The following is a 20,804-nucleotide window of genomic DNA, read 5'->3' as shown; positions in this document are numbered from 1 at the left end:
GTGTCAGAGCCCAGTTGCTCCGCCTCTCAAGCCCAACAAGAAGCGTCCATGCGTTCATTCCCCGCAGAGGGGATGCGTCGCATGGCATCAGCGTACGGGCGACATGTTCGACGTCAGAAAGTTGCCGATCAATTGAGCAAGCCATCACCTCTATTCGCGGTTTTTAGCGGAGGAACGGCATAGCCTGAAATTCCGCTTTGGGTCGGAAGCGGAACTTCCGCTTTGGAGCCTCAAAGTCAGAAAAGACTCGCGGCGTAGTTGCGCCTTCCCGTTCTGTTCTCCTATTCTTTCGCGGGGATAGGCCGGCCAGCCGACAAGCGCGCTTCCCACGTGCTTCCCCGTCTCACCTTGGGAGCCGCTTGGGAGGCGGACTTGGCAGACGAAACACCGAAGCGAGCAGCACCTACCGACGCCGCGCCTGTCAACGCACTGTTAGCCTATGCCCCCAAGATGGACCTCGTCGGGCCGACGATAAATGACGACATTCGGAGGGCTGTCCAGCGGTATGGAGCCGATGCTGTAAAAGCAGCAGTGAAGGAGCTGACAAAGGCTAAGACCGGCCGCCCGCGTGAGCCTGACTGGCGGGAGCTGAAGGACGTTATCGAGCAGGATGCGCTGGAATGGCTGAACGGCGGCGACCCTTTCAGCACCCGCTCGAATTATTCGATTGCGAAGACATTTGCAGAGCGTCGGCCGGGCCACAGTATCGTTTCAACTCACAAGCGGATCGAGCGGAAGCTATCGCGCGGTCCCTATGATCGGCGCTGGTTCGTATTCGTGACCGCTGAGAACATGAGCCGGGACGGCTTTCCCTACGCAAATCATCTTCGCGCGCTTGAGGCTGTTGCGTCCCTGCCTGATATGGACCCGTGGCAGTCGATGCTGGAACGAGCCAGGTCGACCCTTGCAGATTTTGAGGCGCGAGAGGGCAGGCCGCCGGAGCCTTCAATGTCTTTCGCTCAAATCGAGGAGGCGGTGCGACTGGCCAGCCTCAAGGCAATCGCAATGCCCGAGATCCCGAACTACCTGCAAGCACTATCGGGTAAGTCGCTAGGTGCTCAAAGCTAGGGACGAAAGTCCGCTTACGTTCCGAGGGTAGAAAACTCCGCTTCCGTTCCGAGGGGTCAATAGCGCAGTCCAATTAAGTGGTTTTGTGCGCCGAACGTCTATGGCCTAACTGGTTTGCCCATGAACGCCCTCGCAATCCCGCGAGAGCGGCATGGGGAAGCAAATGCAAACTGCAACCGCTGAAGCTCCGAAGCTCGCCTATTCGATCAAGGAAGCCGCGAAGGTTTCCAGCTTAGGCAGAACAACCCTCTACGCACATATCGCGGCCAATCGCTTGAAGGCTGTTCGGATTGGGGGGCGAACCGTCATTCCGGCCGAGAGCCTGCACGCTCTGATCGCTGGGGAGGCATGAGCCATGCTCCAGATATGCGAAACCCCGCACGAGGGCGGGGCGTCGCGCAATCAACTTGGCGGCTGGTTGCGTGATCGTCTTAGCCCTCTCCCACCCTCACGGCAACAACTCCCGGCGCTGATCGCGCTTCACCTTGGCGAGCAGTTTGTCGCCCGCTGTAGTGAAGGGAGGGCGCAATGAGGGGGCCGTTCCTCACTCAGCGCGCGGCCGCACTCGCGCTGCTGAACGGCAGTTCACGCCTCAGCCGAAAGGCGGGACAGTTCCTAGGCCAGCTTGCCGTCGATTCCACGCCCATGAGCGAAGCTCAGACCGACTGGCTCGCCAAATTGCTTGAGCGAGCCGAATTGCCGTCGCTGGCAGAAGGAGGCGCGGAATGAGCACCTATCCTGATGCACCGGGGCACCGGAACGTGGATACCTCCATCGCTTCGGCAGGGGCGCTCGCGCCGAAGTTGGGGCGGCTCCAGCGGCTGGCACAAGGCGCGATCCGCGACGCTGGCCTAGACGGGCTTACCGCCGACGAACTGGCCGCGAGCCTGGAAATGGATCGCTGGTCAATCCAGCCGCGCACAAGCGAACTGAAGCGCAAAGGGCTGATCCGGGACAGTGGGCAGCGGAGGCCGAACTGCACGGGCAAGCTGGCCATTGTTTGGGTTGCCGCGTGATCGCTGGCACAGTGCTCCGGAGGTCAAACAGTGCTGCGCAGGGGCAGCGTTTGAAACTTCACCGGGATTGCGGTTTCGGTGAAGTTTCAATTGCGCCGCTCCAGCCGGTGAACGGCGGAAATGCGCCGATCCCGCCAAGTGGCACGCCTCATGCAATTAGTTATCTTACATTAGGTGGGGCAGCCCTTTCCGCTTGCAGCATCGGCCGGGGCGGAGCGCGCAACCGTGCCGAGCGGGTCAGCTATGCCCTCTCGGCCGCTCAAATCGCCAATTTAAGCGCTGCTGGGGGCTATTCGGTAGCGATAGGGCTTCCCTTTACCCGGATGCTCACAATTCACTGGGAGGCGGCTGGAGTGCCCTTATCGGGCATGGCGAAGGCCACCGGCCGCTTCACGGACCTGCTGACAAAATGCCTCACTCGGCACGGAAGCAAAACGGCTTGGCTTTGGGTGCATGAGAACGGCGACGGGAAAGGCGGTCACTGCCACTTGCTGGCGCACGTGCCCGCCCACTTGGTCCAGACTGTCGCCTCACTTCAGCGCGGCTGGCTCCGACGAATAACTGGCCAGCCCTACCGGGCGCGCGTGATCTACAGCAAGCCGATTGGCGGGCGGCTCGGACTGGAAGAGGGCAATCCTGAGCTGCACGCAATCAATCTCGATGCCGCGCTTGGCTACCTGCTGAAAGGTGCAAGCGACAAAGCGGCCGCACAGTTCCGACTGGAGCGGCTGGAAGCGGGCGGGCGCATCATCGGCAAAAGGTGCGGCACGTCACAAAACATCGGCGCAAAGGCGCGAACGGAGCAACAGCGATGAGCGAACCGAACGACCGGAAAGTTGCCAAAGTCGAAGTGCCTTTGGAAAACGGCAAAACCCGCAAGCAGATGATTGCTGAGCTAGGCATGGGCACGGTCGGCCGCAATGCCCTCAGCGCTCAGGGCTTCGCCACGCCGCACTGCGGAGGCGGTATTGAGTATGACGAGACGCTCAAAATCGTCGCCGGAATGTGCGGCAAGGTGCGATCCGGCAACCTTGATGATCTGACCGACATGCTGACCGCTCAGGCGCTCACACTCGACAGTATGTTCACTGAATATAGCAGGCGGGCCATCCTCAACGTGGGCGAATATCCTGAAGCTGCGGATCGCTACACGAACCTTGCTGCCAAGGCGCAGAGCCAATGCCGCACAACCGTCGAGACACTCGCCCGCGTCAAACGGGGCGGGAAGCAAACGGTGACGGTGGTGCACGTTAACGATGGGGGACAGGCGATTGTCGCAGATACATTCAATCAGGGCGGACCCGGGGGCCGGGAGCCGGAAACACCGATCAATGCCATGCAGCCGAAACGGCTCGCGCAAGCGCCTCGCTGCCTAGCCCGGACCCGCTCGGGAACGGAGTGCCAATCCCCAGCCGTGAAGGGCCGGAAAAGGTGTCGAATGCACGGCGGGACCAATCCGGGCGCGCCTAAGGGCAATCGCAATGCTTGGAAGCACGGGGGCTACTCGGCCAAGACGCTGGAGGCGGTGCGATACGTGAAGGCGATCTCGCGCCTGGCAGGAGTTCTCAGTCGAGATATTTGATGATCTGAAGATCGGTTGTTGTTTTCACGTCTTCACCGCCGATGACGGATGGTCCCATCGGTAGCACGTAGGCCCCGGACGAGCGGTCTTGGCGGCCAAGCACAACAGCAGCGTCCCCACCAAGCTCTCGGATGCGCGCGGCCACCCCTTTGCTGCCAACCGCCTTTTTGCCCCACGCCTCATAACGAGTGTCCGTAAGAATACCCAAAACGCGGTAGCGGCGGGGAGGCGTGCCAGTCGTCCAAAAGTCTACTCCCGCGACTGTGATCTTCGTGCCCCCTTCTCCGACTTTCTCTGCCGCCGGTCCTTCATAGGGTGCGAACTGCAACCCCGCGATCGCCGGAGAGGCAGTCATCACCGCCAACACTGCCGCGCAGATAAGCCGTTTCATTGGGCACCCCCAGCCGATGCGGTTGCAAGGCTAACGGAATACGGCACCGAAAACCACGCCGATGCAAGGCGGCTCGGACGCATAAGCGACATCATTTTAGGGGAGCGGTTTTGGGAACGACGCCGCCAAACCATAAAATATCATTGTAAATCAAAGCGCAGTGGCGGAGACGGAGGGATTCGAACCCTCGGTACGGGAAATCCCCGTACGGCGGTTTAGCAAACCGCTGGTTTCAGCCACTCACCCACGTCTCCGGTGCGAAGCGCGCGGACCCTGCGGAGGGCCGCGCGCGAGCAGCAAGCCGCGGGCTATATAAGCCCGTTTCCGATCCTTCAACCGCAGCCGCTACTTGGGCACGACATCAAGGCGCATGTCGAGGTGCATCGTCTCCCCCGGTTCGAGCACCTCGAGGCCAAGCTCCGCCCATTCCGCCTCGGGCGCATTGAGAGCGGCGTTGGCATGAGTCACTGGCTCAGCGACGAAGATGCCGCCTTCCACCGGCGAATAAAGCTGAAAGAAACGCGCGTCCGGCGACGACAAGCGAAGGTCGCAGGGCCACGCGGGGTCGCGCAACGCAACCTCCCCACCCCACCCGCCAAAACCGTGGTCTAGCCCTTGGCCGCAGACCCGCCGATCGGCGAGATCGAACGCCCCATCGGCAGGCACGTTGGCGACCGGCAGGACGTCGGCGTCAATCGTCCATACCGAGGTGACCTTCGTGGCGAGCCGCGTCTGAGCCCCGCACGGAAAATAGGGATGCTGGCCAAGCCCGCACGGCATCGGCGCCGTGTCCAGATTGCGGCAGGTGAGGCGGATCGACAGCCCCTCGCCATCCAGCGAGAAGGCTTGCTCGGCCGCATAAGTCCACGGCCATTCCGCGGCCTCGTGGTGGAAGCTCAGGACGGCCCGCGACCCATCGACCCGGTCGACGCTCCACGGCCGCAACCAGCCCTGGCCGTGGAGCGGGCTGGGGTCGCCGGTCATGTTCGGCGCCAGCACGACCTCCCGATCGCGGAAGGTGAAGCGACCGCCGCGGATGCGATTAACGAACGGCACCAGCGGGAAGGAGCTGGCATCGAGCACCCCGCCGGCCCGATCGCCGTTTCGAAGAATATGAACGCGTTGCTCACCCGCATGCCACGAAAAGTGCTGGATGCTTGCGCCGATTTCCGGCGCGAGTTCGAGGCGCAATGCGCCGGCTTCAAGGCGAACCGCATCCAATGTCATTCTGCCGCCTCCAATTCTTTTGGGGATAAGTTCGAAACCTCCGTTGCGTCGGGAATCCGACAATGGATAATTCAACGCCTGGAGGCCGGGGAGGGTCATTCATGAGCAGGCGCGTCAAGGAATTCGTCGAGATTGCGGACCAGGCCTCGATCGACGAATTGATCGAACGGCTGACCGAAATCCGCGCCACCCTGCCGCCGGATGCCGAGCCCGAGATGCGGCTGTGCGGCGATGACGTGTTCGGCCGCCGGATCACCATCAGCTACCTGCGCCCGCAAACCGCGGAGGAAGCCGAGCTGGAGCAACGCTACGCAGACGCGCAGAAGGCGGCGAAGGCGCGCGAACTTGAGCGGCTGCAGCAAGAATTGGGCGTCGTATGTTACGCTGCGCCGGGTAAGCGCGGGACGCTGCGGATCGTCGCTTAGGCCGCCGGCCGGAACCGCATCGCCAGCCCGTTCATGCAATAGCGCAGGCCGGTGGGCCGCGGCCCGTCGTCGAACACATGGCCCAAATGGCCGCCGCAGCGCGCACACAGCACCTCCGTCCGAACCATCCCGAGCATCCGGTCCTTATTGGTCACGGTCGCCCGCGGCAGCGGCCGCCAGAAGCTGGGCCAGCCGGTGCCGCTGTCGAACTTGGTCGCCGAGCTGAACAACGGCTGCGCGCAGCCGGCGCAAACGAACGTCCCTTGGCGCTTTTCTTTGTCCAGCGGACTGGTAAAGGCACGCTCGGTGCCTGCTTCGCGCAGGATGCGATAGCGCTGCGGCCCGAGCAGGCGGCGCCATTCCGCCGGCGAATGGTTGACGGCAAAGCGGCGGTTGGGCGCAGCCTCGCCCGCCTGGGGCCAGCGCAGCGCCGCAATGCCCGCGACCGCCACGCCGGCGGCGGCGAGCAGCCCTCGCCGATCAATCGCTTTGTCCGTCATGTCGTTCCTCTCTGCCGCAACCGTGCCTAAGCTACGATGAACCGGCGCCACTGGACGCAGCGACTAGGCGCCTTCCAGCGTTCCCGACGCGATCACCGGTCCGGTCGGCTGGCCGGTGGGCGAGCCGCCGCGCGGCTCGACCGAAATGGCGATGGTCGCGCCCTGCCGCATCAATTCCGCCAGCGCATCGGCCAGATCGACGTGCGTTCGTTCCGTATCCTGCATCGTGCCCAACGAACGCGGCTTGCCGTCGGCGGGGATGACCCACAATTCGTGCGCTCGTGCGGGATCGTCGGGCATGTCGCCGGCCACCGCCAGGATCAGCCGCCGGCCGGCCGGGTCCCAGCTTGCGACAAGCTTCGTTTCCTGGTCGTCGCCGAGCATCGCGACCATCGGTGGCGGCGGTTGCGTAGGTGCTTGCGCGACGGGCGGCGCTGCGACGGGTTCGCGCGGAAGGGCCAGCACGATGGCGAGCGATGCGGCGAGCGCCGTCGCCGCCGCCGCCGCACCTTGCCAAACGCGTACGCGCCGCTTCAGCGCAACGACATTGCTTGCCTCGCCCTGCGCACCAGCGAGCCGCGCCTCGACTCGTTGCCAGACCGAAGGCGGGGCATCGACTGATTCCACCTGATCGAGCAGGGGCGCAAGGCGACCCAACCACTCGGCAACGGCCGCGCGGAATTCGCCGTCTGTCTTTACGAGCTCCCTTGCGCCGGCAAGCTCCGCCCCACGCAGCACGCCGAGCGCATATTCACCGGCGAGTTCGTCGCGGTCGAAGGGGTCGGGGCCGCTCATTGTTCCAGGCATCCCTTGAGCCGTTGCAGCCCGCGGCGGATCCAGCTCTTCATCGTCCCCAGCGGGACGCCTTCTCTCTCGGCAAGCTCGGGGTAGGTCGCACCATCGAGAAAGGCCGAGCGGATCATCGCGCGCGGACGTTCCTCGAGCTCGTCGAGACAATGGGTCAGCCGCGCCGAATCGCGCTCGCGGTCGATGATGTCGAAGGCCAATGGGGCGTCGTCCTGGACGCCAGCCGCCGCCTCCAGCTCCTCGACCTGGACAGGCCGCTGGCGCAGGCGGTCAATTCCCTTGTTGCGGGCGACCACGGCGAGCCACGTGATCGGGCTCGCGCGCGCGGGATCGAACCGATGGGCTTTCTGCCAAACCGTCACGTAAACGTCCTGCAGCACGTCCTGCGCCTCTGCCTGGCTGCCGAGCAGCCGCAGGCAAATGCCGTACAATTTCGCGGAGGTTCTCTGATAGAGGTCCGCGAAGGCTGCACGGTCTCCCCGCGCGGTGGAGTCGAGCAGGTTTGCCAGCTCGCTCACATCGCGCGGCCTGTCGGGCTTCGGCTCTGCCTGCGCGCGGTCCATCGTGCTGTTCATGGACGATGCCGCGGCAAATCGAAAGGGAAGCCTGGTGGGAGGAGCGCGCGCAATGACGAGGCTATGCACGAATGTCCTCCCACGCAGGCGGCATCCGGACACAGGGGGAACCGGACGCCATGGGTTTTAAGGCATTGCGACGGCATCGATCACGTGGATCACGCCGTTGGACTGCATCACGTTGGCGATCGTGATCCGCGACCGGTTGCCCTTGGCGTCGATCACGGACCACCCTGCGCCGTTCTTCCTGAAGCGAAGGTTTTCACCCTGCACAGTCTTGAGCGTGGCCGTCCCACGATTGCGCGCGGCGAGCGCGGCGATCTGTGCGGCCGTGTAGCGGCCCGGGACGACGTGATAGGTAAGGATGTTGGTCAGGGTCGCCTTGTTCTCCGGCTTGACCAGCGTCTCGACGGTTCCCGCCGGCAGCTTGCCGAAGGCCGCGTTGGTCGGCGCGAACACCGTGAACGGGCCCTTGCCCGACAGTGTATCGACCAGACCGGCGGCCTTGACCGCCGCGACCAAGGTCGTGTGGTCCTTCGAATTGACGGCATTCTGGACGATGTTTCGCGCCGGATACATGGCTGCGCCGCCGACCATGGGGTTGCGGGCGCTGGCCGCGCTGCCGAGTGCCAGCGCCGCGGCGCCGGCCAAGGCGAATGCGGCACGTGAGGTGATCGGTTTCATCTGCTGGTCCTTCTTTTCAAACAGCGGGAAGGCTGTGCGAAAGATACGGGCTTGCAGATGCCGCGGATGCGCCCGGTCAGCGTGAAAAAAGAAGCTGCATCCAGCATGCGTTGCCCGTCGTATATGCAACCACGGGGACCATGCCGAACCGGCACTGACCCTTCCGGGGTGGGGAGATCCTGCACCCCGACGGAGATTCACTTCGAATGTTGATCCTTCTGCTCGCGTATCTTGGCGGCATCCTGACGATCGTCAGCCCGTGCATCCTGCCCGTGCTGCCTTTCGTCTTCGCGCGTGCCGGCCGCAGCTTCCTCCGCAGCACGCTGCCGCTGCTGGTGGGCATGGCCGCGACCTTCGCGCTGGTCGCGACGTTGGCCGCGGTCGGCGGCGGCTGGGCGGTGCGGGCGAATGAGGCAGGTCGCTGGGCGGCGTTGGCGCTGCTCGCCCTGTTCGGCCTGGCGCTGGTCTTTCCGGCACTGTCCGACCGCCTGACTCGCCCATTGGTCGCGCTGGGGTCGAAGCTGTCGGAAAAGCGCAGTGAGGAAAGCATCTGGTCGTCCACGGTGCTCGGCGTCGCCACCGGATTGCTATGGGCCCCCTGCGCCGGTCCGATCCTGGGCATCATTTTCACCGCCGCGGCGATCAACGGCGCCAGTTTCAACACCAGCTTGCTGCTGCTTGCTTATGCCCTTGGCGCGGCCACCTCGCTGGCGCTCGCCCTAATGGTCGGCGGCAAGCTGTTCGCGCGCATGAAAAAGTCGCTCGGGGCGAGCGAGCGCATCCGTCAGGTCCTTGGCATCTTGGTGCTTGCCGGCGTCGCGGCGATTGCCCTCGGCCTCGACACCCGCGTCCTCGCGAAATTGTCGAGCGGCCAGACCGCGGCGCTGGAGACCGGCCTCGCGCGCAAGCTCGGCCTTGGGCAGGGCATGGACGAAAGCCGCACCCGCACCAATGCGCTGGGCCACCTGGTGCTTCCCGACGAAGGCGAGTTGCCGGCGTTCGACGGGCTCGGGCCTTGGTTCAACAGCCCGCCGCTGACCCGCGAACAATTGCGCGGCAAGGTCGTGCTGATCGATTTCTGGACGTACAGCTGCATCAACTGCCTGCGTTCCACCCCTTACGTCCGCGCGTGGCACGAGCGTTATGCGAAGGACGGGCTGGTGGTAATTGGCGTCCACGCCCCGGAATTCGCCTTCGAACGCGAGCCCGCCAACGTCGCCCGGGCGATGCGTGAGCTGGGCATCCGCTACCCCGTCGCGCTCGACAATGACTATCGCCTGTGGCGCGCGCTCAAGAACAATTACTGGCCGGCGCATTACTTCGTCGATGCCAAGGGGCGCGTCCGATATCACCATTTCGGCGAGGGAAATTACGGGATGCAGGAGCGCGTTGTCCGCCAGCTTCTCGCCGAAGCCGGACGCGCGCCTGCGGGCGGCGCAGCGCGGCCGTCGTCGGCGGGCGCACAGCAACCCGCGGCGATCGGCGCAATCCGCTCACCCGAAACCTACATCGGCTATTGGCGCGCCGACAGGTTCGTTTCGCCCGGCGGGCTACTGAGGGATCAGCCCAAGACCTACGCACCCGCTCCGCTGAAGCTCAACGCTTGGAGTTTCGAAGGTCGCTGGATCAACCAGCAAAAGAGCTCGCGATCGCTCACCGCGGGCGCGAAAATCCACTACCGTTTCCATGCCCGCGACCTGCACCTCGTGCTTGCATCGGCGACCGGCAAGCCGATCCGTTTTCGCGTGACGATCGACGGCCAGGCACCGGGCGAGGATCGCGGCATCGACATCGCCGCCGACGGATCGGGCCGCGTGGCCACGGAACGGCTTTACCAGCTCATCCGCCAGAAGGGCCCGGTGCGCGAGCGCATGTTCACCATCGAGTTCCTAGACCCGGGGTCGAAGCGTTCGCCTTCACTTTCGGTTAGTGGCGGAGCGGGAGGGATTCGAACCCTCGATACGGTTTTGCCGTATACTCACTTTCCAGGCGAGCGCCTTCGACCACTCGGCCACCGCTCCGCATTCGCTGGAAGCGGCCCATCTAGGCAAGCGCGGCGGGCGGCGCAACCTTGCGGGCCGCGCCCGGCACCCCCTATGCGCGACGCATGCGATCGTTTGGGGCACCGCCGTCGGTTGAAGAGTTCGAGGAGATCGCACGGCGCACGCTGGCTGCGCTGCCCGAGCCGTTCGCCGGGCATCTGAAAGACGTCGTCCTGGTCATCGAGGATTTCGCCGACGAGGCGACGCTCAAGGACATGGGGATCGACGACCCGTTCGACCTCACCGGCATCTACGAGGGCCTGCCGCTGACTGAGAAAAGCGTCGAGCAATCGGGCACCTTGCCCGACCGCGTACGGCTATTCCGCCGTCCCATCCTCGACGAATGGGCCGACGGCGACGACACGCTTGAGCACCTCATCGCGCATGTGCTGATTCACGAGATCGGGCATCATTTCGGCTTTTCCGACGACGACATGCATGCGCTCGAGGATAGTATCGCGTGAGCGCGTTGCTGCGGTTCGACGAGGTCGCGCTGCATCGCGGCGGGCGAATGCTGTTCGAAGGCTTGAGCTTCGTGCTTGGCGCGGGCGAGGCGCTGCACGTCGCGGGGCCCAATGGCAGCGGCAAGTCGAGCCTGATCCGCCTGGCGGCAGGACTGTTGCTTGCGGCGCGGGGGCAAGTCGAGCGGTCGCCGCTGGCGCTGGCCGACGAACATTCCGCGCTAGATCGTGAACTGCCACTGGGATCCGCGCTGCGCTTCTGGGGCGGATCGCCTGATGCGGCGCTGGAAGCGCTCGGCATCGGCCACCTCAGCGCCATCCCGGTGCGGCTGCTGTCTTCGGGGCAGCAGAAGAAAGCGACGCTGGCGCGCGTAGTTGCGTCGGGGGCGCCGCTGTGGCTGCTCGACGAGCCGCTCAACGCACTTGATGGCGACGGCTTGGCGCGCCTGCCCGCCGTGATCGGCGCGCATCGGGCGGGCGGCGGCGCGGTGCTTGCCGCGTCGCACCAGCCGCTGCCGGGCGAGTGGCGCGTGCTGGAGCTTCACGCATGATCGGCCGGTTGATCGCGCGCGATGTGCGGCGCGGCCTCGCGGGCCCGGCGTGGCTGCCGATCGCCTTCTTCCTGCTGGTCGCAACATTGGTGCCCTTCGCCATCGGGCCCGACGCGCAGCTGCTCGGCCGCGTGGCGACAGGCACTCTGTGGATCGCCGCGCTGACGGCCGCACTGTTGCCGATCGAGCGGTTGATCGAACCCGACCGTGCGAGCGGCGTGCTCGACCAGCTCGCGCTTGGCGGCCTAGCGGAGGAGAGCGTGGCCATTGCCAAGACCGCCGCGCACTGGCTGACCTTCGCGCCCTTGTTACTGGTCGCCGCTCTGCCCGCTTCGGCCCTGCTGGCGATGGACGGCGCGCAGCTAGCGCGGGTGATGCTGGCGCTAGCGATCGGGACGCCGGGACTTGCCGCATTGGCGGTGGCGGTGGCCGCGGTGACGGCCGGTTTGCCGCGCGCGGGGGCGCTGGCGGGACTGTTGCTGCTGCCGTTCGCGGTGCCGTTGCTCATCTTCGCGGTCGGCGAGGCGCTGCTGTTCGAAGCGGCGGTGTCGTTGCTGCTGACTGCGGGATCGCCGTTCGTGGCCGGCGCGGCGATTCGGGCTTCTAGGACTTAGACCAACGGGCGAAGATCGCGGTCGGCAGGAGCAGGCCGCGCGCCTTCTCACGGACCGCCATTTCTCCGCATTCAACCGTCCCGCCGAGATCGGCGAAGAGCTGGCTAACGAGCTCGCCGATCGCCAGCGCGGACATGCGCACGGCATAAACGGTGAGCACGAGAAAGCGGCTGTCGGCGTCGAGCAAGGCGCGGCAGTCGGCGAGCAGGGGCGCGAGATGCTCTTCCAGGCGCCACACCTCGCCTTCGGGACCGCGCCCGAACTTTGGCGGATCGAGCAGGATGCCGTCGTAACGGCGGCCGCGCCGCACTTCGCGTGCGGTGAATTTGCGCGCGTCGTCGGTGAGCCAGCGGATCGGCCGCGTTTCCATGCCCGAAAGCGCGGCATTGGCCTTGCCCTGCTCGACCGACTTCTTCGAGGCATCGACGTGGACGAGGGTTCCGCCCGCTTCGCTGAGCAGGAGCGTGCCGACCCCGGTGTAGCCAAACAGGTTGAGCACTTCAGCACCGTCGGAGCGGTCCCGCATCCAATCCCATTGCGGCGCCATGTCGGGGAAGAAACCAAGGTGGCGGAAGGGCGTCAACGATCCGTGGAAGCGCACGCCGCCGCGCGCCAATTCCCACGTTGCAGGAACAGGGCGGTGCTGGACCCAGCGGCCGCCGCCTTCCTCGTCCGATCCGGGGACGAAGGTCGCGTCCGGGTCCCACGCCGCTTGTGCAGGCACCCACATCGCCTGCGGTTCGGGCCGCGCGACGGTGAAGCGGCCGTAGCGTTCGAGCTTCTGGCCATGTCCGCTGTCAATCAAGCCCCAGTCGTCCCACGGCTCCGCGACGAGCGTGATGAGGTCGGTCACGCGGCGAGGGCCAGCTTGGTCCCAACGCAGGCGATGGCGCGCGGGCCGGACAGCATCCGCGCGCCCGCGCTGCGCACCTCGTCGAGCGTGACCGCATCGAGGCGCGCGACGATCGCCGACGGTTCGACCAGCGCACCGTCGCGCAGCAGCCGGGTTGCGAGATAGCTCGCCTGCCCCCAGCAGCTTTCGAGGCTCATCATCATGCTGGCCTTGGCGAGGGCGCGGGCGCGTTCGAGCTCGCGCGGTTCGAGGTCGCGGGCGACCTCGGCAAGGACGCGCTCGATTTCGCCCAGGGCCCATGGCGCATCGTTGCGGTGGGTCGCGGCATAGGCCCACATCAGTCCGCTATCGGCGTAATTCTGCGTTGCAGCGGCGACGGAGTAAGCCAGTCCCTGCTCCTCGCGCAGCTGCTGGAACAGCCGCGACGAGGCACCGGCGCCGGCAACGTCGGCGAATAGCTGCGAAGCGTAGGCCAGCGGCGACCCCCATTCGGGCGCGGCCAGTGCGAGCGCGATATGGGCTTGCTCGCCACGACGCCGCTCGTAGCGATTGCCGCCGACGAAGCCCGCCGCATCCGCCGTCGGGATCGGCCCCGGGGCCATGTCGCCGAACGCCGCCTCGGCCAGGTCGACCAACTGCTGATGCTCCAGCTTACCCGCCGCGACGAGGACCAGGCGGCCGGGCGCATATTGTCCGACGCGCCAGTCGTCGAGGTCGTCGGGCGTGACCTCGCGGATGCTGCGATCACTGCCGAGCACCGAGCGGCCGATCGGCTGGCGCGGGAAGGCGGCGTCCTGGAGGTGGTCGAAGATGATGTCCGAGCCGGTGTCCTTGGCCTCGGCCAGCTCCTGCAGCACGACCTTCTTTTCAAGCTCGAGATGGCCCGCGTCGAAATGCGGGCGGCGGATGAGGTCGGCCAGGATGGCGACCCCGAGCGGCAAATCGGGCGCAAGCAGGCTGGCGTAGAAAGCGGTCAGCTCGCGGTCGGTCGAGGCGTTGAGGTCGCCGCCGACATCCTCGATTGCCTCGCTGATCTGGCGCGCCGACCGGCCGCCCGCGCCCTTGAACACCATATGCTCGAACAGATGCGCGATGCCGTTGAGACGTTCGGGCTCGTAACGCGAGCCGGTCGGGGCATAGAGGCCGACCGCGACGGTCTCGACGCTAGCCATCGGACGACTGGCAACGCGCAGGCCGTTAGCGAGGGTGGTCAACGCCATCATTTGGGCGGTTCCGGCATCAGCCGCTTGCGCACCGCAAGCGCGTAGATGACCAGCGCGATGAGGGCGAAGGCGAACCATTGGATGGCGTACATCCTGTGGTTGTTGGAAATGCCCGCTGTGGACGGCGGCGCGCTTGCCTGAAGCCCCGGCGGCGGCGTTGCGGCGACAAGGCGGATGCGCGAACGGCGGTCGGGCGCGATGACGCCGCTAACCAGTCCTCCGCGCCAGTCGATGCGGGCGTTGGGGTCCTTCGACCATCCGATCTCGACGCTCATGCCCGGGCCTTCGAGGCCTCCGGTCATGCAGTCGACGACATGCGCATAGCCGCTTTCGCCCGCGCGATTCTGCCCGGCGACGGCGCGCCGGCCGACCGGGCGCACGCACATGCCGGTGGCGTAGCGAAAGAGAGGCAACGTCTCGTCCTTGCCGAGCATGGTCGGCCAGCTGATCGGCGGCTTTTTCTGCGCGGCCGCATATTGGGCGAGCAGCCCCTCCTTCCACTTCGCGCGCTGCAGCTGCCACACACCGAGCCCGATCATCACCGCGACGGCAGCAAGGACGACGATGGTCGGGATGAGCGGAAGGCGCTTCATTTGACGATTCGTCCTTCGCGGGCGCGGTGGCGATATTCCTGGGCGAGCAGCCAGGCCTTGCCCAGGCGCAGGCCGCCGATGGTCAGGGCCGCCGTCACAGGCACCCAGACGAGGTGCACCCACCAGGCCGGCTGCGCCGCACCGTCGAGCACCAAGGCGCCGACGGTCACGACCGCGCCGACGATGAAGATGAGGAAGGCGGCCGGGCCATCACCGACATTGAAGGCCGCAAAGTCCAGCCCGCACGACCGGCAGCGATCGGCAAAGCGCACGGGCCCCACGAACAGGCCCGGCGCACCGCATCGCGGACACAGCCCTTTGAGCGCGATGGCCGGGAGCTCAGGCTCCGCCATCCGGGCTAGCCGTGGGTCGGCGCGCCCCAGCCGCCCCACACGTAGATCGAGCAGAACAGGAACAGCCATACGACGTCGACGAAGTGCCAGTACCATGCGGCCGCTTCGAAGCCGAAATGCTGCTTGGGCGTGAAATCGCCCTTGTAGGCGCGAGCCAGGCACACGGCGAGGAAGATGGTGCCGACGATGACGTGGAACCCGTGGAAGCCGGTCGCCATGAAGAACGTCGCGCCGTAGACATTGCCTTTGAAGTCGAATGGCGCGTGGATGTACTCATACGCTTGCACGCCCGAGAACAGGAGGCCGAGCAGGATCGTCAGCCAAAGGCCGAGCTTGAGCCCTTCGCGGTCGCCGTTGATCAGCGAATGATGCGCCCACGTCACGGTCGTGCCCGAGCACAGCAGGATCATCGTGTTGAGCAAGGGATAGCCCCACGGGTCGAGCACTTCGATCCCCTTCGGCGGCCATTGCCCGCCGACGGCATCGACCGACGAGGGGAAGAGCGACGCATCGAAAAACGCCCAGAACCAGGCGACGAAGAACATCACTTCCGAAGCAATGAACATGATCATGCCGTAGCGCAGGTGCAGCTGCACGACCGGCGTATGATAGCCGGTGTGCGCTTCGGTCACGGTGTTCTTCCACCAATTATACATGGTGACGAGGACCCCCGCGAAACCGAGGGCAAAGAGAAACTTGCCGTAGGCATTGTCATGCATCCACATGACCAGCCCGCCGAACATCACGCCGCCGGCGATGGCGCCGATCAGCGGCCAGGGATCGGGATCGACCAAATGATAATCGTGGTTCTTCGTCGCGGCCATTTCGTGAAGCTTTCCTCTAGCCTTTGCGTGCGGCTCTAGCGGCCTGCTTGCGCACTTTCCACCGGGTAAAATGTGTAGCTGAGCGTGATCTCGTCGATCTTCCGGGTATTTTCGTCCTTGAGGATCGCGGGATCGATGAAGAAGATGATCGGCATGTTGACCTTTTCGCCCGGGCTCAGCGTCTGCTCAGTGAAGCAGAAGCATTCGATCTTACTGAAATAGGGCGCGGCCTGGGCCGGCGTGACGTTGAACACCGCCTGGCCCGTCACCGGCCGCGCGGTCAGGTTCTGCGCAGTGTAGGCAACCTGCGTGCGGGCGCCCGGTGCAATGCGCACGGTCCGCTGCACCGGCGCGAATTTCCACGGCAGACCGGGATGGATGTTGGCATCGAAGCGCACGCCAATCTGGCCCGCCACTGCACCGGGCGCCTGGCTGGCCCGCAGGGGGTGCCGTCGAAGCCGGTCAGCTCGCAGAACAAGCGGTAGAGCGGCACCGACGCGAAGGCGAGGCCGACCATGGCCGCGACGAGCAGCCCCATCAGCATCGCGGTGCGCGCGTTCTTGCGCTCGTCACGCTGGACGATGGCAGTCACGTTCCAAGCCCGATCTTGGCGAGGGTGACGAAAAACAGAAGCACGACGAAGCCGCCGAGCAGCAAGGCCATGATCCGCGCCCGCGCCCGCTGGCGCCGGACAATCTCTCCTTCCGGCATCACCATGGCAGGAAACGGTCGATAACCAGCACGGTGAACAACGCAAACAGATAGAAAACCGAGAATCCGAACAAATGCTTCTCGGGCTCCATCTGCGCGGGCTCGGTCGCGCGATTGGCAAGCACGCGCGCGGCAAGGACCAGGAAGACGAGGTTGAGGATGATCGCCGAGACGCCATAGACCGGGCCGGCGAGGCCGAGCGGCCAAGGCGCAATCGCCGCGGCGGCCATCGGCAGGCTGTAAAGGAAAATCTGGCCGCGCGTCGGCTGCGGGCCCGCGACGACCGGAAGCATGGGAATGCCTGCGGCGGCGTAATCGGAACGGACGAACAGCGACAGCGCCCAGAAATGCGGCGGTGTCCACAGGAAAATGATCGCAAACAGAAGCACCGGCAGCGTGCTAATTTGCCCCGCGGCGGCGACCCAGCCGATCAGCGGCGGGAACGCGCCGGCGGCGCCGCCGATGACGATGTTCTGCGGTGTCCGCGGCTTCAGCCACACGGTGTAGATGATGACGTAGAACAGAATAGACGCGGCCAGCAGCACGGCCGCCAGCCAGTTGGCCGCGACCCCCATCAGGATCACCGAAAAGAAGCTGAGGCCCACCCCGAAGTGGAGCGCCGACTGGCGGTCCATGCGCCCCGCGGGCAGCGGACGGTTGGCGGTGCGGCGCATCTTCGCGTCGAGTTCGACCTCATGCCACTGATTGAGCGCGCCGCAAGCGCCGGCGGCAAGCGCGATGCATAGGATGGCGGTAAAGCCGAGCGCCAGCGGCGGGAACTGCGGTGCGGCAAGCATTCCGGCAATTGCGGTGAACACCACGAGGTACATCACGCGCGGCTTGGTGAGCGCGAGGATGTCGCGCCAGTCGGCCGGAAGCGCGGCTGGATTGGTCATCGCTGTGGTGGGCACGGGCGCGCCTATAGGGACTTGGCGCGGTTTGGAAAAGCCCGCGCGCGTGAAGCTGCCCCTTGTGCCGGGCGCGTCAGTTCGACAGCATGCCCGCCTGTACCAGGGGAGTGTCTTATGCGCGCGTATCTGTTGGGTTTCGCATCGGTCCTGATGGCGGGCAGCGCTCTGGCGCAGACCGCGCCCGCCAAGCCCGCCTGGGGCACATTCGGAGTCGATACCGCGTCCGCCGATCCATCGGTCAAGCCGGGCGACGATTTCTGGTCCTATGTCAACGGCAGTTGGGCAAAGACGGTCAAAATCCCGTCCGACAGTGGCGCCTTCAGCCAGGTGTCGCGGCTCAATGAACTTGCCGCTAGCCAGGTGCGGACGATCCTCGACGAGATGCAGACCAAGCGCGCTTCGCTGACCGGCGACGATGCGCGGATGGTCGACTATCTCGCCGCTTTGAACGACCAGGCGGCGATCGACGCGCGCGGTGCCGCGCCGTTGCTAGCGGATGTCGCCTTGCTCGATGCCGCACGCGACCGCTCGGCGCTGGCGGCCGAGATGGGCAAGGCGACGCGCTACTGGCAGGGCACGCCTCCGGTAGGCCGGATGCCGCGCTACTTCCCCTCGCCCTTCGAAATCGGCATCGGTCAGGATCCGAAGAACCCCGCAGCCTACACGGCGTTCGTGGCACAGGGCGGTCTCGGCATGCCCAACCGCGATTATTATCTGAAGGACGATGCCGATTCGGCCAAGGCGCAGGCCGCTTATCGCGATCATGTCGCGCGCCTGCTGACGCTGACCGAGGCGCCGGCATCGTCGGTCACGGCGCGGGCGGCGGCGGTCTATGTGTTCGAACGCGCGATTGCGCAGGCGCAGTGGCCGGTCGCCGATTCGCGCGACGCCGACAAGACGTACAATCTGTGGACGATCGCCGACCTCAAGGCGAAGGCGCCGGGGCTGGATTGGGATGCCTATCTTGGGGCGGCCGGACTGGGCCAGCGGCGCAACCTGATCGTCGGTGAGACGAGCGCGATCAGCGCGATCGCGAAGCTGTGGGGGGATACGCCGCTGCCCGTGCTGCGTGACTGGCTGACCGTGCGTCTGGCCAAGGACCGGGCGATGGCTTTGCCAAAGGCCTTCCAAGACGCGGAATTTGCCTTTTCGGGCGGGACGATCGGCGGCGCCACTGAAGCGCCGCCGCGGTGGATGCAGGCGATCGAACTGACCGGCGCAGCGATGACCGACGCGGTGTCCAAGCCCTACATCGACCGCCACTTCACCCCCGCGACCAAGGCGGCGATGGACGAACTGGTCAAGAACGTGCTGGCCGCGATGGACCGTCGCCTTGCCAATCTGTCGTGGATGACCGCACCGACGCGGGCCAAGGCGCGCGCCAAGCTGGCGGCATTTACGCCGATGATCGGCTATCCGGACAAGTGGCGCAGTTACGCCGGCCTCAACGTCGATCGCGCCGACGCCTACGGCAATCTCAAGCGCGCCGGGGCGTTCGAATGGGACCGGCAGCTTGCGCGGATCGACCAGCCGGTCGAACGCGGCGAATGGTGGATGATGCCGATCACCGCCAACGCTTATGCCAGCGCGGTCAACAACCAGATCGTGTTCCCGGCGGCCTATCTGCAGGCCCCGCACTTCGACATCGCCGCCGACCCGGCGGTCAATTACGGCGCGATCGGCTACGTCATCGGCCACGAAATCAGCCACCATTTCGACGACCAGGGCAGCAAGTTCGACCCGCAGGGCCGGCTCAACAGCTGGTGGACGCCGGAGGATCTTGCCGCATTCGACCAGCGCAAGGCAAAGCTCGTCGCGCAATATAATGCCTATGAGCCGCTGCCGGGGCTGCACATCCGCGGCGCACAGACGCTGGGCGAGAATATCGCGGACAATGCCGGGCTTGCGGTCGCCTATGACGCCTACAAGATATCGCTGAAGGGCAAGCCCGCGCCGATCATCGCCGGAACGACCGGCGATCAGCGCTTCTTCATGGGCCGCGCGCAGGTCAACAAGGTCGCAATCCGCGAAGCCGAGTTGCGCAAGAATATCCTGTCGGGCGTCCACAGCCCGAGCAAGTTCCGCACCTTCAGCGTGCGCAATCACGACGCCTGGTATGACGCGTTCGACGTTAAGCCGGGCGACAAGCTTTATCTGCCACCGGCGGAGCGCGTGAAGATCTGGGAGTAACGATGGTGCGGCGTACGCGTATGGCATTGATGATCCTCGCTGCGCTGGCGGCGCCGTCTTTCGCCGCGACTCAGGCGCCCACTGTTGCGGCACCGCCCGCAGAAGCGACTGCGCCGGTCGAGGACCTGGTCCCGGTCGCGCTGGAGACAAGCGCCGGGCGGATCGTCATCGCGCTCGACCGCGGGCGCGCGCCCGTCACGACCGCCAACTTCCTTCGCTACGTCGATGCCGGGCGGTACAATGGCGAGAGCTTCTATCGCGCAATGAAGGTCACCGGCGGCGACGGCGGGCTAATTCAGGGCGGCATCCGGTCGGATTCGCGCAAGCTCTTCCCGCCGATCGCGCACGAGCCGTCGAGCAAGACCGGCATCAAAAATGTCGCCGGGACGATTTCAATGGCCCGGCTTGAACCCGGCAGCGCCCGCGCGGACTTTTTCATCCTGACGACCGATATCCCAAGCTTCGACGGCGATTCGAGCGACCCCGACGGCTACGCCGCCTTCGGCCGCGTGATCGAGGGCATGGACGTGGTGAAGGCGATCTTCGCTGCGCCCACCGACCCCAATAAGGGGGAAGGCGTAATGCGGGGTCAGCTGCTCGAACCGGTGGTAAAAATCGTCCGGGCCGCCCGGGTCAAGCCGGAAGCGGGCGCCAAGCGCTAACCGATCTCGCCTTCCAGCGATCGGACGGCCTCGACGCCCATTTCGGCGTGCACCTTGAGTTTGATGAGCGCGCGCTGGCAAGCCATGGTCATCATCATCAGCTCGCCCTCAAGCTCGTCCATCGTCATTCCGCCAATGAATGTGACGTTGCAGGTCAGGCGAAGCTTGCAGCGGTCGGCCCCAAGCGGTTCGATGACGTAGTTTTCCTCGTCGCTGTCGAGACGACCAACGCGCGGCTGAATGTCGGTGACGAAGGAATAAGCGTATCCCCGCTCCTCCCGGATCACCGTCATGTCGAAGCGATGATCGGGCATGTCGGTCATGATCAAACGGAAGCGCCGGGGATCGCTGCCGAGCGTTTCGACGATATGGCCAAGCTCTCGCTTGGAATTGCGCCTGTCGGCCCAGTCGATCAGCGGATAGACATCCGCCGCGGGTTTCTCGACCTCGACGGCGACTTCAAATTGAAACGGGCCGGCGGGGACTGGGGCGGTCTTTTTCTTGAACATTCCTAGCATGTGCGCGGCGCCTCCGACAGTTG

The 20,804-nt window shown here is 65.4% G+C and carries 26 protein-coding genes, 2 tRNA genes and 2 pseudogenes; 13 read left to right on the top strand and 17 right to left on the bottom strand.

Going from position 1 to position 20,804, the window contains the following annotated elements; genetic code table 11:
• The first annotated feature begins 372 nt into the window (after positions 1-372).
• From H9L13_RS02870 to H9L13_RS12575, 6 genes are all read left to right on the top strand, one after another.
• Complete coding sequence (locus H9L13_RS02870; RefSeq protein WP_187538863.1) at positions 373-1,068, top strand: hypothetical protein; 696 nt, start codon at positions 373-375, stop codon at positions 1,066-1,068.
• 163 nt (positions 1,069-1,231) lie between these two features.
• The gene (locus H9L13_RS02865) at positions 1,232-1,420 is read left to right on the top strand and encodes a helix-turn-helix domain-containing protein (protein WP_187538861.1); all 189 of its coding nucleotides are present in this window, start codon (positions 1,232-1,234) and stop codon (positions 1,418-1,420) included.
• Positions 1,421-1,596: 176 nt separating this feature from the next.
• Entirely contained in the window at positions 1,597-1,797 is a 201-nt protein-coding gene (locus H9L13_RS02860; protein ID WP_187538859.1) for a hypothetical protein, read from the top strand.
• A complete protein-coding gene (locus H9L13_RS02855; RefSeq protein WP_187538857.1) occupies positions 1,794-2,084 on the top strand; it encodes a hypothetical protein in 291 nt (96 codons plus the stop codon). Before H9L13_RS02860 ends, H9L13_RS02855 begins: the two co-directional genes overlap by 4 nt.
• 50 nt (positions 2,085-2,134) lie before the next feature.
• Positions 2,135-2,899 (top strand): hypothetical protein, encoded by a 765-nt coding sequence (locus H9L13_RS02850; protein WP_223176472.1) that lies wholly within the window; start codon positions 2,135-2,137, stop codon positions 2,897-2,899.
• A complete protein-coding gene (locus H9L13_RS12575; RefSeq protein WP_223176471.1) occupies positions 2,896-3,666 on the top strand; it encodes an HGGxSTG domain-containing protein in 771 nt (256 codons plus the stop codon). Before H9L13_RS02850 ends, H9L13_RS12575 begins: the two co-directional genes overlap by 4 nt.
• On the opposite strand, the gene H9L13_RS02840 is transcribed toward H9L13_RS12575, so the two are convergent.
• The 3 genes from H9L13_RS02840 to H9L13_RS02830 all read right to left on the bottom strand — a co-directional run bounded on the left by H9L13_RS02840 (position 3,650) and on the right by H9L13_RS02830 (position 5,284).
• Positions 3,650-4,057: a hypothetical protein gene (locus H9L13_RS02840; RefSeq protein WP_187538853.1), complete on the bottom strand. Its 408-nt coding sequence runs from the start codon at positions 4,055-4,057 to the stop codon at positions 3,650-3,652. The two genes, H9L13_RS12575 and H9L13_RS02840, sit on opposite strands and share 17 nt — an antisense overlap.
• Before the next feature lie 161 nt (positions 4,058-4,218).
• Positions 4,219-4,311: transfer RNA gene (locus H9L13_RS02835), tRNA-Ser, on the bottom strand.
• A gap of 91 nt (positions 4,312-4,402) precedes the next feature.
• A complete protein-coding gene (locus H9L13_RS02830) occupies positions 4,403-5,284 on the bottom strand; it encodes an aldose 1-epimerase (protein ID WP_187538851.1) in 882 nt (293 codons plus the stop codon).
• A 101-nt stretch (positions 5,285-5,385) separates the two neighbouring features.
• Between H9L13_RS02830 and H9L13_RS02825 the strand changes: the two genes are divergently transcribed.
• A complete protein-coding gene (locus H9L13_RS02825) occupies positions 5,386-5,709 on the top strand; it encodes a hypothetical protein (protein WP_187538849.1) in 324 nt (107 codons plus the stop codon).
• On the opposite strand, the gene msrB is transcribed toward H9L13_RS02825, so the two are convergent.
• The 4 genes from msrB to H9L13_RS02805 form a co-directional block, all read right to left on the bottom strand.
• Positions 5,706-6,209 (bottom strand): peptide-methionine (R)-S-oxide reductase MsrB, encoded by a 504-nt coding sequence (gene msrB, locus H9L13_RS02820; RefSeq protein WP_187538847.1) that lies wholly within the window; start codon positions 6,207-6,209, stop codon positions 5,706-5,708. The two genes, H9L13_RS02825 and msrB, sit on opposite strands and share 4 nt — an antisense overlap.
• A 63-nt stretch (positions 6,210-6,272) precedes the next feature.
• Complete coding sequence (locus tag H9L13_RS02815; RefSeq protein ID WP_187538845.1) at positions 6,273-7,004, bottom strand: anti-sigma factor; 732 nt, start codon at positions 7,002-7,004, stop codon at positions 6,273-6,275.
• Positions 7,001-7,591, bottom strand: a complete 591-nt coding sequence (locus H9L13_RS02810; protein ID WP_235091109.1) for a sigma-70 family RNA polymerase sigma factor — start codon at positions 7,589-7,591, stop codon at positions 7,001-7,003. The genes H9L13_RS02815 and H9L13_RS02810 overlap by 4 nt, the downstream gene beginning before the upstream one ends.
• A gap of 126 nt (positions 7,592-7,717) precedes the next feature.
• Positions 7,718-8,275, bottom strand: coding sequence for a fasciclin domain-containing protein (locus H9L13_RS02805; protein ID WP_187538843.1), 558 nt, complete (start codon positions 8,273-8,275; stop codon positions 7,718-7,720).
• Positions 8,276-8,481: 206 nt separating this feature from the next.
• Between H9L13_RS02805 and H9L13_RS02800 the strand changes: the two are divergent.
• A pseudogene (locus H9L13_RS02800) lies at positions 8,482-10,119 on the top strand (cytochrome c biogenesis protein DipZ); the annotation flags it as partial.
• 86 nt (positions 10,120-10,205) lie between these two features.
• Here the strand turns inward: H9L13_RS02800 and H9L13_RS02795 are convergent.
• Positions 10,206-10,296 (bottom strand) — tRNA-Ser (locus H9L13_RS02795).
• 86 nt (positions 10,297-10,382) lie between these two features.
• Here H9L13_RS02795 and H9L13_RS02790 point away from each other — a divergent pair.
• Genes H9L13_RS02790 through H9L13_RS02780 form a run of 3 tightly spaced genes read left to right on the top strand, consistent with a single transcriptional unit; the run spans position 10,383 to position 11,943 of the window.
• Positions 10,383-10,781 (top strand): metallopeptidase family protein, encoded by a 399-nt coding sequence (locus tag H9L13_RS02790; RefSeq protein ID WP_187538841.1) that lies wholly within the window; start codon positions 10,383-10,385, stop codon positions 10,779-10,781.
• Entirely contained in the window at positions 10,778-11,329 is a 552-nt protein-coding gene (ccmA, locus tag H9L13_RS02785) for a heme ABC exporter ATP-binding protein CcmA (protein ID WP_187538839.1), read from the top strand. Before H9L13_RS02790 ends, ccmA begins: the two co-directional genes overlap by 4 nt.
• Positions 11,326-11,943 carry a heme exporter protein CcmB gene (locus H9L13_RS02780; RefSeq protein WP_187538837.1) on the top strand — a complete coding sequence of 206 codons (618 nt, stop codon included), beginning with the start codon at positions 11,326-11,328 and terminating at the stop codon, positions 11,941-11,943. Before ccmA ends, H9L13_RS02780 begins: the two co-directional genes overlap by 4 nt.
• On the opposite strand, the gene H9L13_RS02775 is transcribed toward H9L13_RS02780, so the two are convergent.
• The 8 genes and pseudogenes from H9L13_RS02775 to H9L13_RS02745 all read right to left on the bottom strand — a co-directional run bounded on the left by H9L13_RS02775 (position 11,933) and on the right by H9L13_RS02745 (position 17,396).
• Entirely contained in the window at positions 11,933-12,796 is an 864-nt protein-coding gene (locus H9L13_RS02775; protein ID WP_187538835.1) for a class I SAM-dependent methyltransferase, read from the bottom strand. The two genes, H9L13_RS02780 and H9L13_RS02775, sit on opposite strands and share 11 nt — an antisense overlap.
• Positions 12,793-14,019: a M16 family metallopeptidase gene (locus H9L13_RS02770; RefSeq protein ID WP_187538833.1), complete on the bottom strand. Its 1,227-nt coding sequence runs from the start codon at positions 14,017-14,019 to the stop codon at positions 12,793-12,795. The genes H9L13_RS02775 and H9L13_RS02770 overlap by 4 nt, the downstream gene beginning before the upstream one ends.
• Positions 14,016-14,612, bottom strand: coding sequence for an SURF1 family cytochrome oxidase biogenesis protein (locus H9L13_RS02765; protein WP_187538831.1), 597 nt, complete (start codon positions 14,610-14,612; stop codon positions 14,016-14,018). Before H9L13_RS02765 ends, H9L13_RS02770 begins: the two co-directional genes overlap by 4 nt.
• Positions 14,609-14,965 carry a DUF983 domain-containing protein gene (locus H9L13_RS02760; RefSeq protein WP_187538829.1) on the bottom strand — a complete coding sequence of 119 codons (357 nt, stop codon included), beginning with the start codon at positions 14,963-14,965 and terminating at the stop codon, positions 14,609-14,611. Before H9L13_RS02760 ends, H9L13_RS02765 begins: the two co-directional genes overlap by 4 nt.
• A gap of 5 nt (positions 14,966-14,970) precedes the next feature.
• Positions 14,971-15,789: a cytochrome c oxidase subunit 3 gene (locus tag H9L13_RS02755; RefSeq protein WP_187538827.1), complete on the bottom strand. Its 819-nt coding sequence runs from the start codon at positions 15,787-15,789 to the stop codon at positions 14,971-14,973.
• Positions 15,790-15,824: 35 nt separating this feature from the next.
• Positions 15,825-16,333, bottom strand: a pseudogene (locus tag H9L13_RS02750) (cytochrome c oxidase assembly protein).
• 44 nt (positions 16,334-16,377) lie between these two features.
• Positions 16,378-16,506 carry a hypothetical protein gene (locus H9L13_RS12890; RefSeq protein ID WP_268825694.1) on the bottom strand — a complete coding sequence of 43 codons (129 nt, stop codon included), beginning with the start codon at positions 16,504-16,506 and terminating at the stop codon, positions 16,378-16,380.
• On the bottom strand, positions 16,500-17,396 hold the full coding sequence (locus tag H9L13_RS02745; RefSeq protein WP_187540078.1) for a heme o synthase: 897 nt from the start codon (positions 17,394-17,396) through the stop codon (positions 16,500-16,502). Before H9L13_RS02745 ends, H9L13_RS12890 begins: the two co-directional genes overlap by 7 nt.
• Before the next feature lie 129 nt (positions 17,397-17,525).
• On the opposite strand from H9L13_RS02745, the gene H9L13_RS02740 reads away from it, so the two are divergent.
• Both H9L13_RS02740 and H9L13_RS02735 read left to right on the top strand, forming a co-directional pair.
• Complete coding sequence (locus H9L13_RS02740; RefSeq protein WP_187538825.1) at positions 17,526-19,601, top strand: M13 family metallopeptidase; 2,076 nt, start codon at positions 17,526-17,528, stop codon at positions 19,599-19,601.
• 2 nt (positions 19,602-19,603) lie between these two features.
• On the top strand, positions 19,604-20,263 hold the full coding sequence (locus H9L13_RS02735; protein WP_187538823.1) for a peptidylprolyl isomerase: 660 nt from the start codon (positions 19,604-19,606) through the stop codon (positions 20,261-20,263).
• On the opposite strand, the gene H9L13_RS02730 is transcribed toward H9L13_RS02735, so the two are convergent.
• Positions 20,260-20,781, bottom strand: coding sequence for a hypothetical protein (locus H9L13_RS02730; protein WP_187538821.1), 522 nt, complete (start codon positions 20,779-20,781; stop codon positions 20,260-20,262). The two genes, H9L13_RS02735 and H9L13_RS02730, sit on opposite strands and share 4 nt — an antisense overlap.
• Positions 20,782-20,804 lie beyond the last annotated feature (23 nt).

It is taken from the genome of Sphingomonas lutea (assembly GCF_014396785.1).
Lineage (GTDB): Bacteria > Pseudomonadota > Alphaproteobacteria > Sphingomonadales > Sphingomonadaceae > Sphingomicrobium > Sphingomicrobium luteum.
The sequence above is the reverse complement of the archived record's forward strand: the minus strand, read 5'-3'. Positions and strand labels throughout refer to the sequence as shown.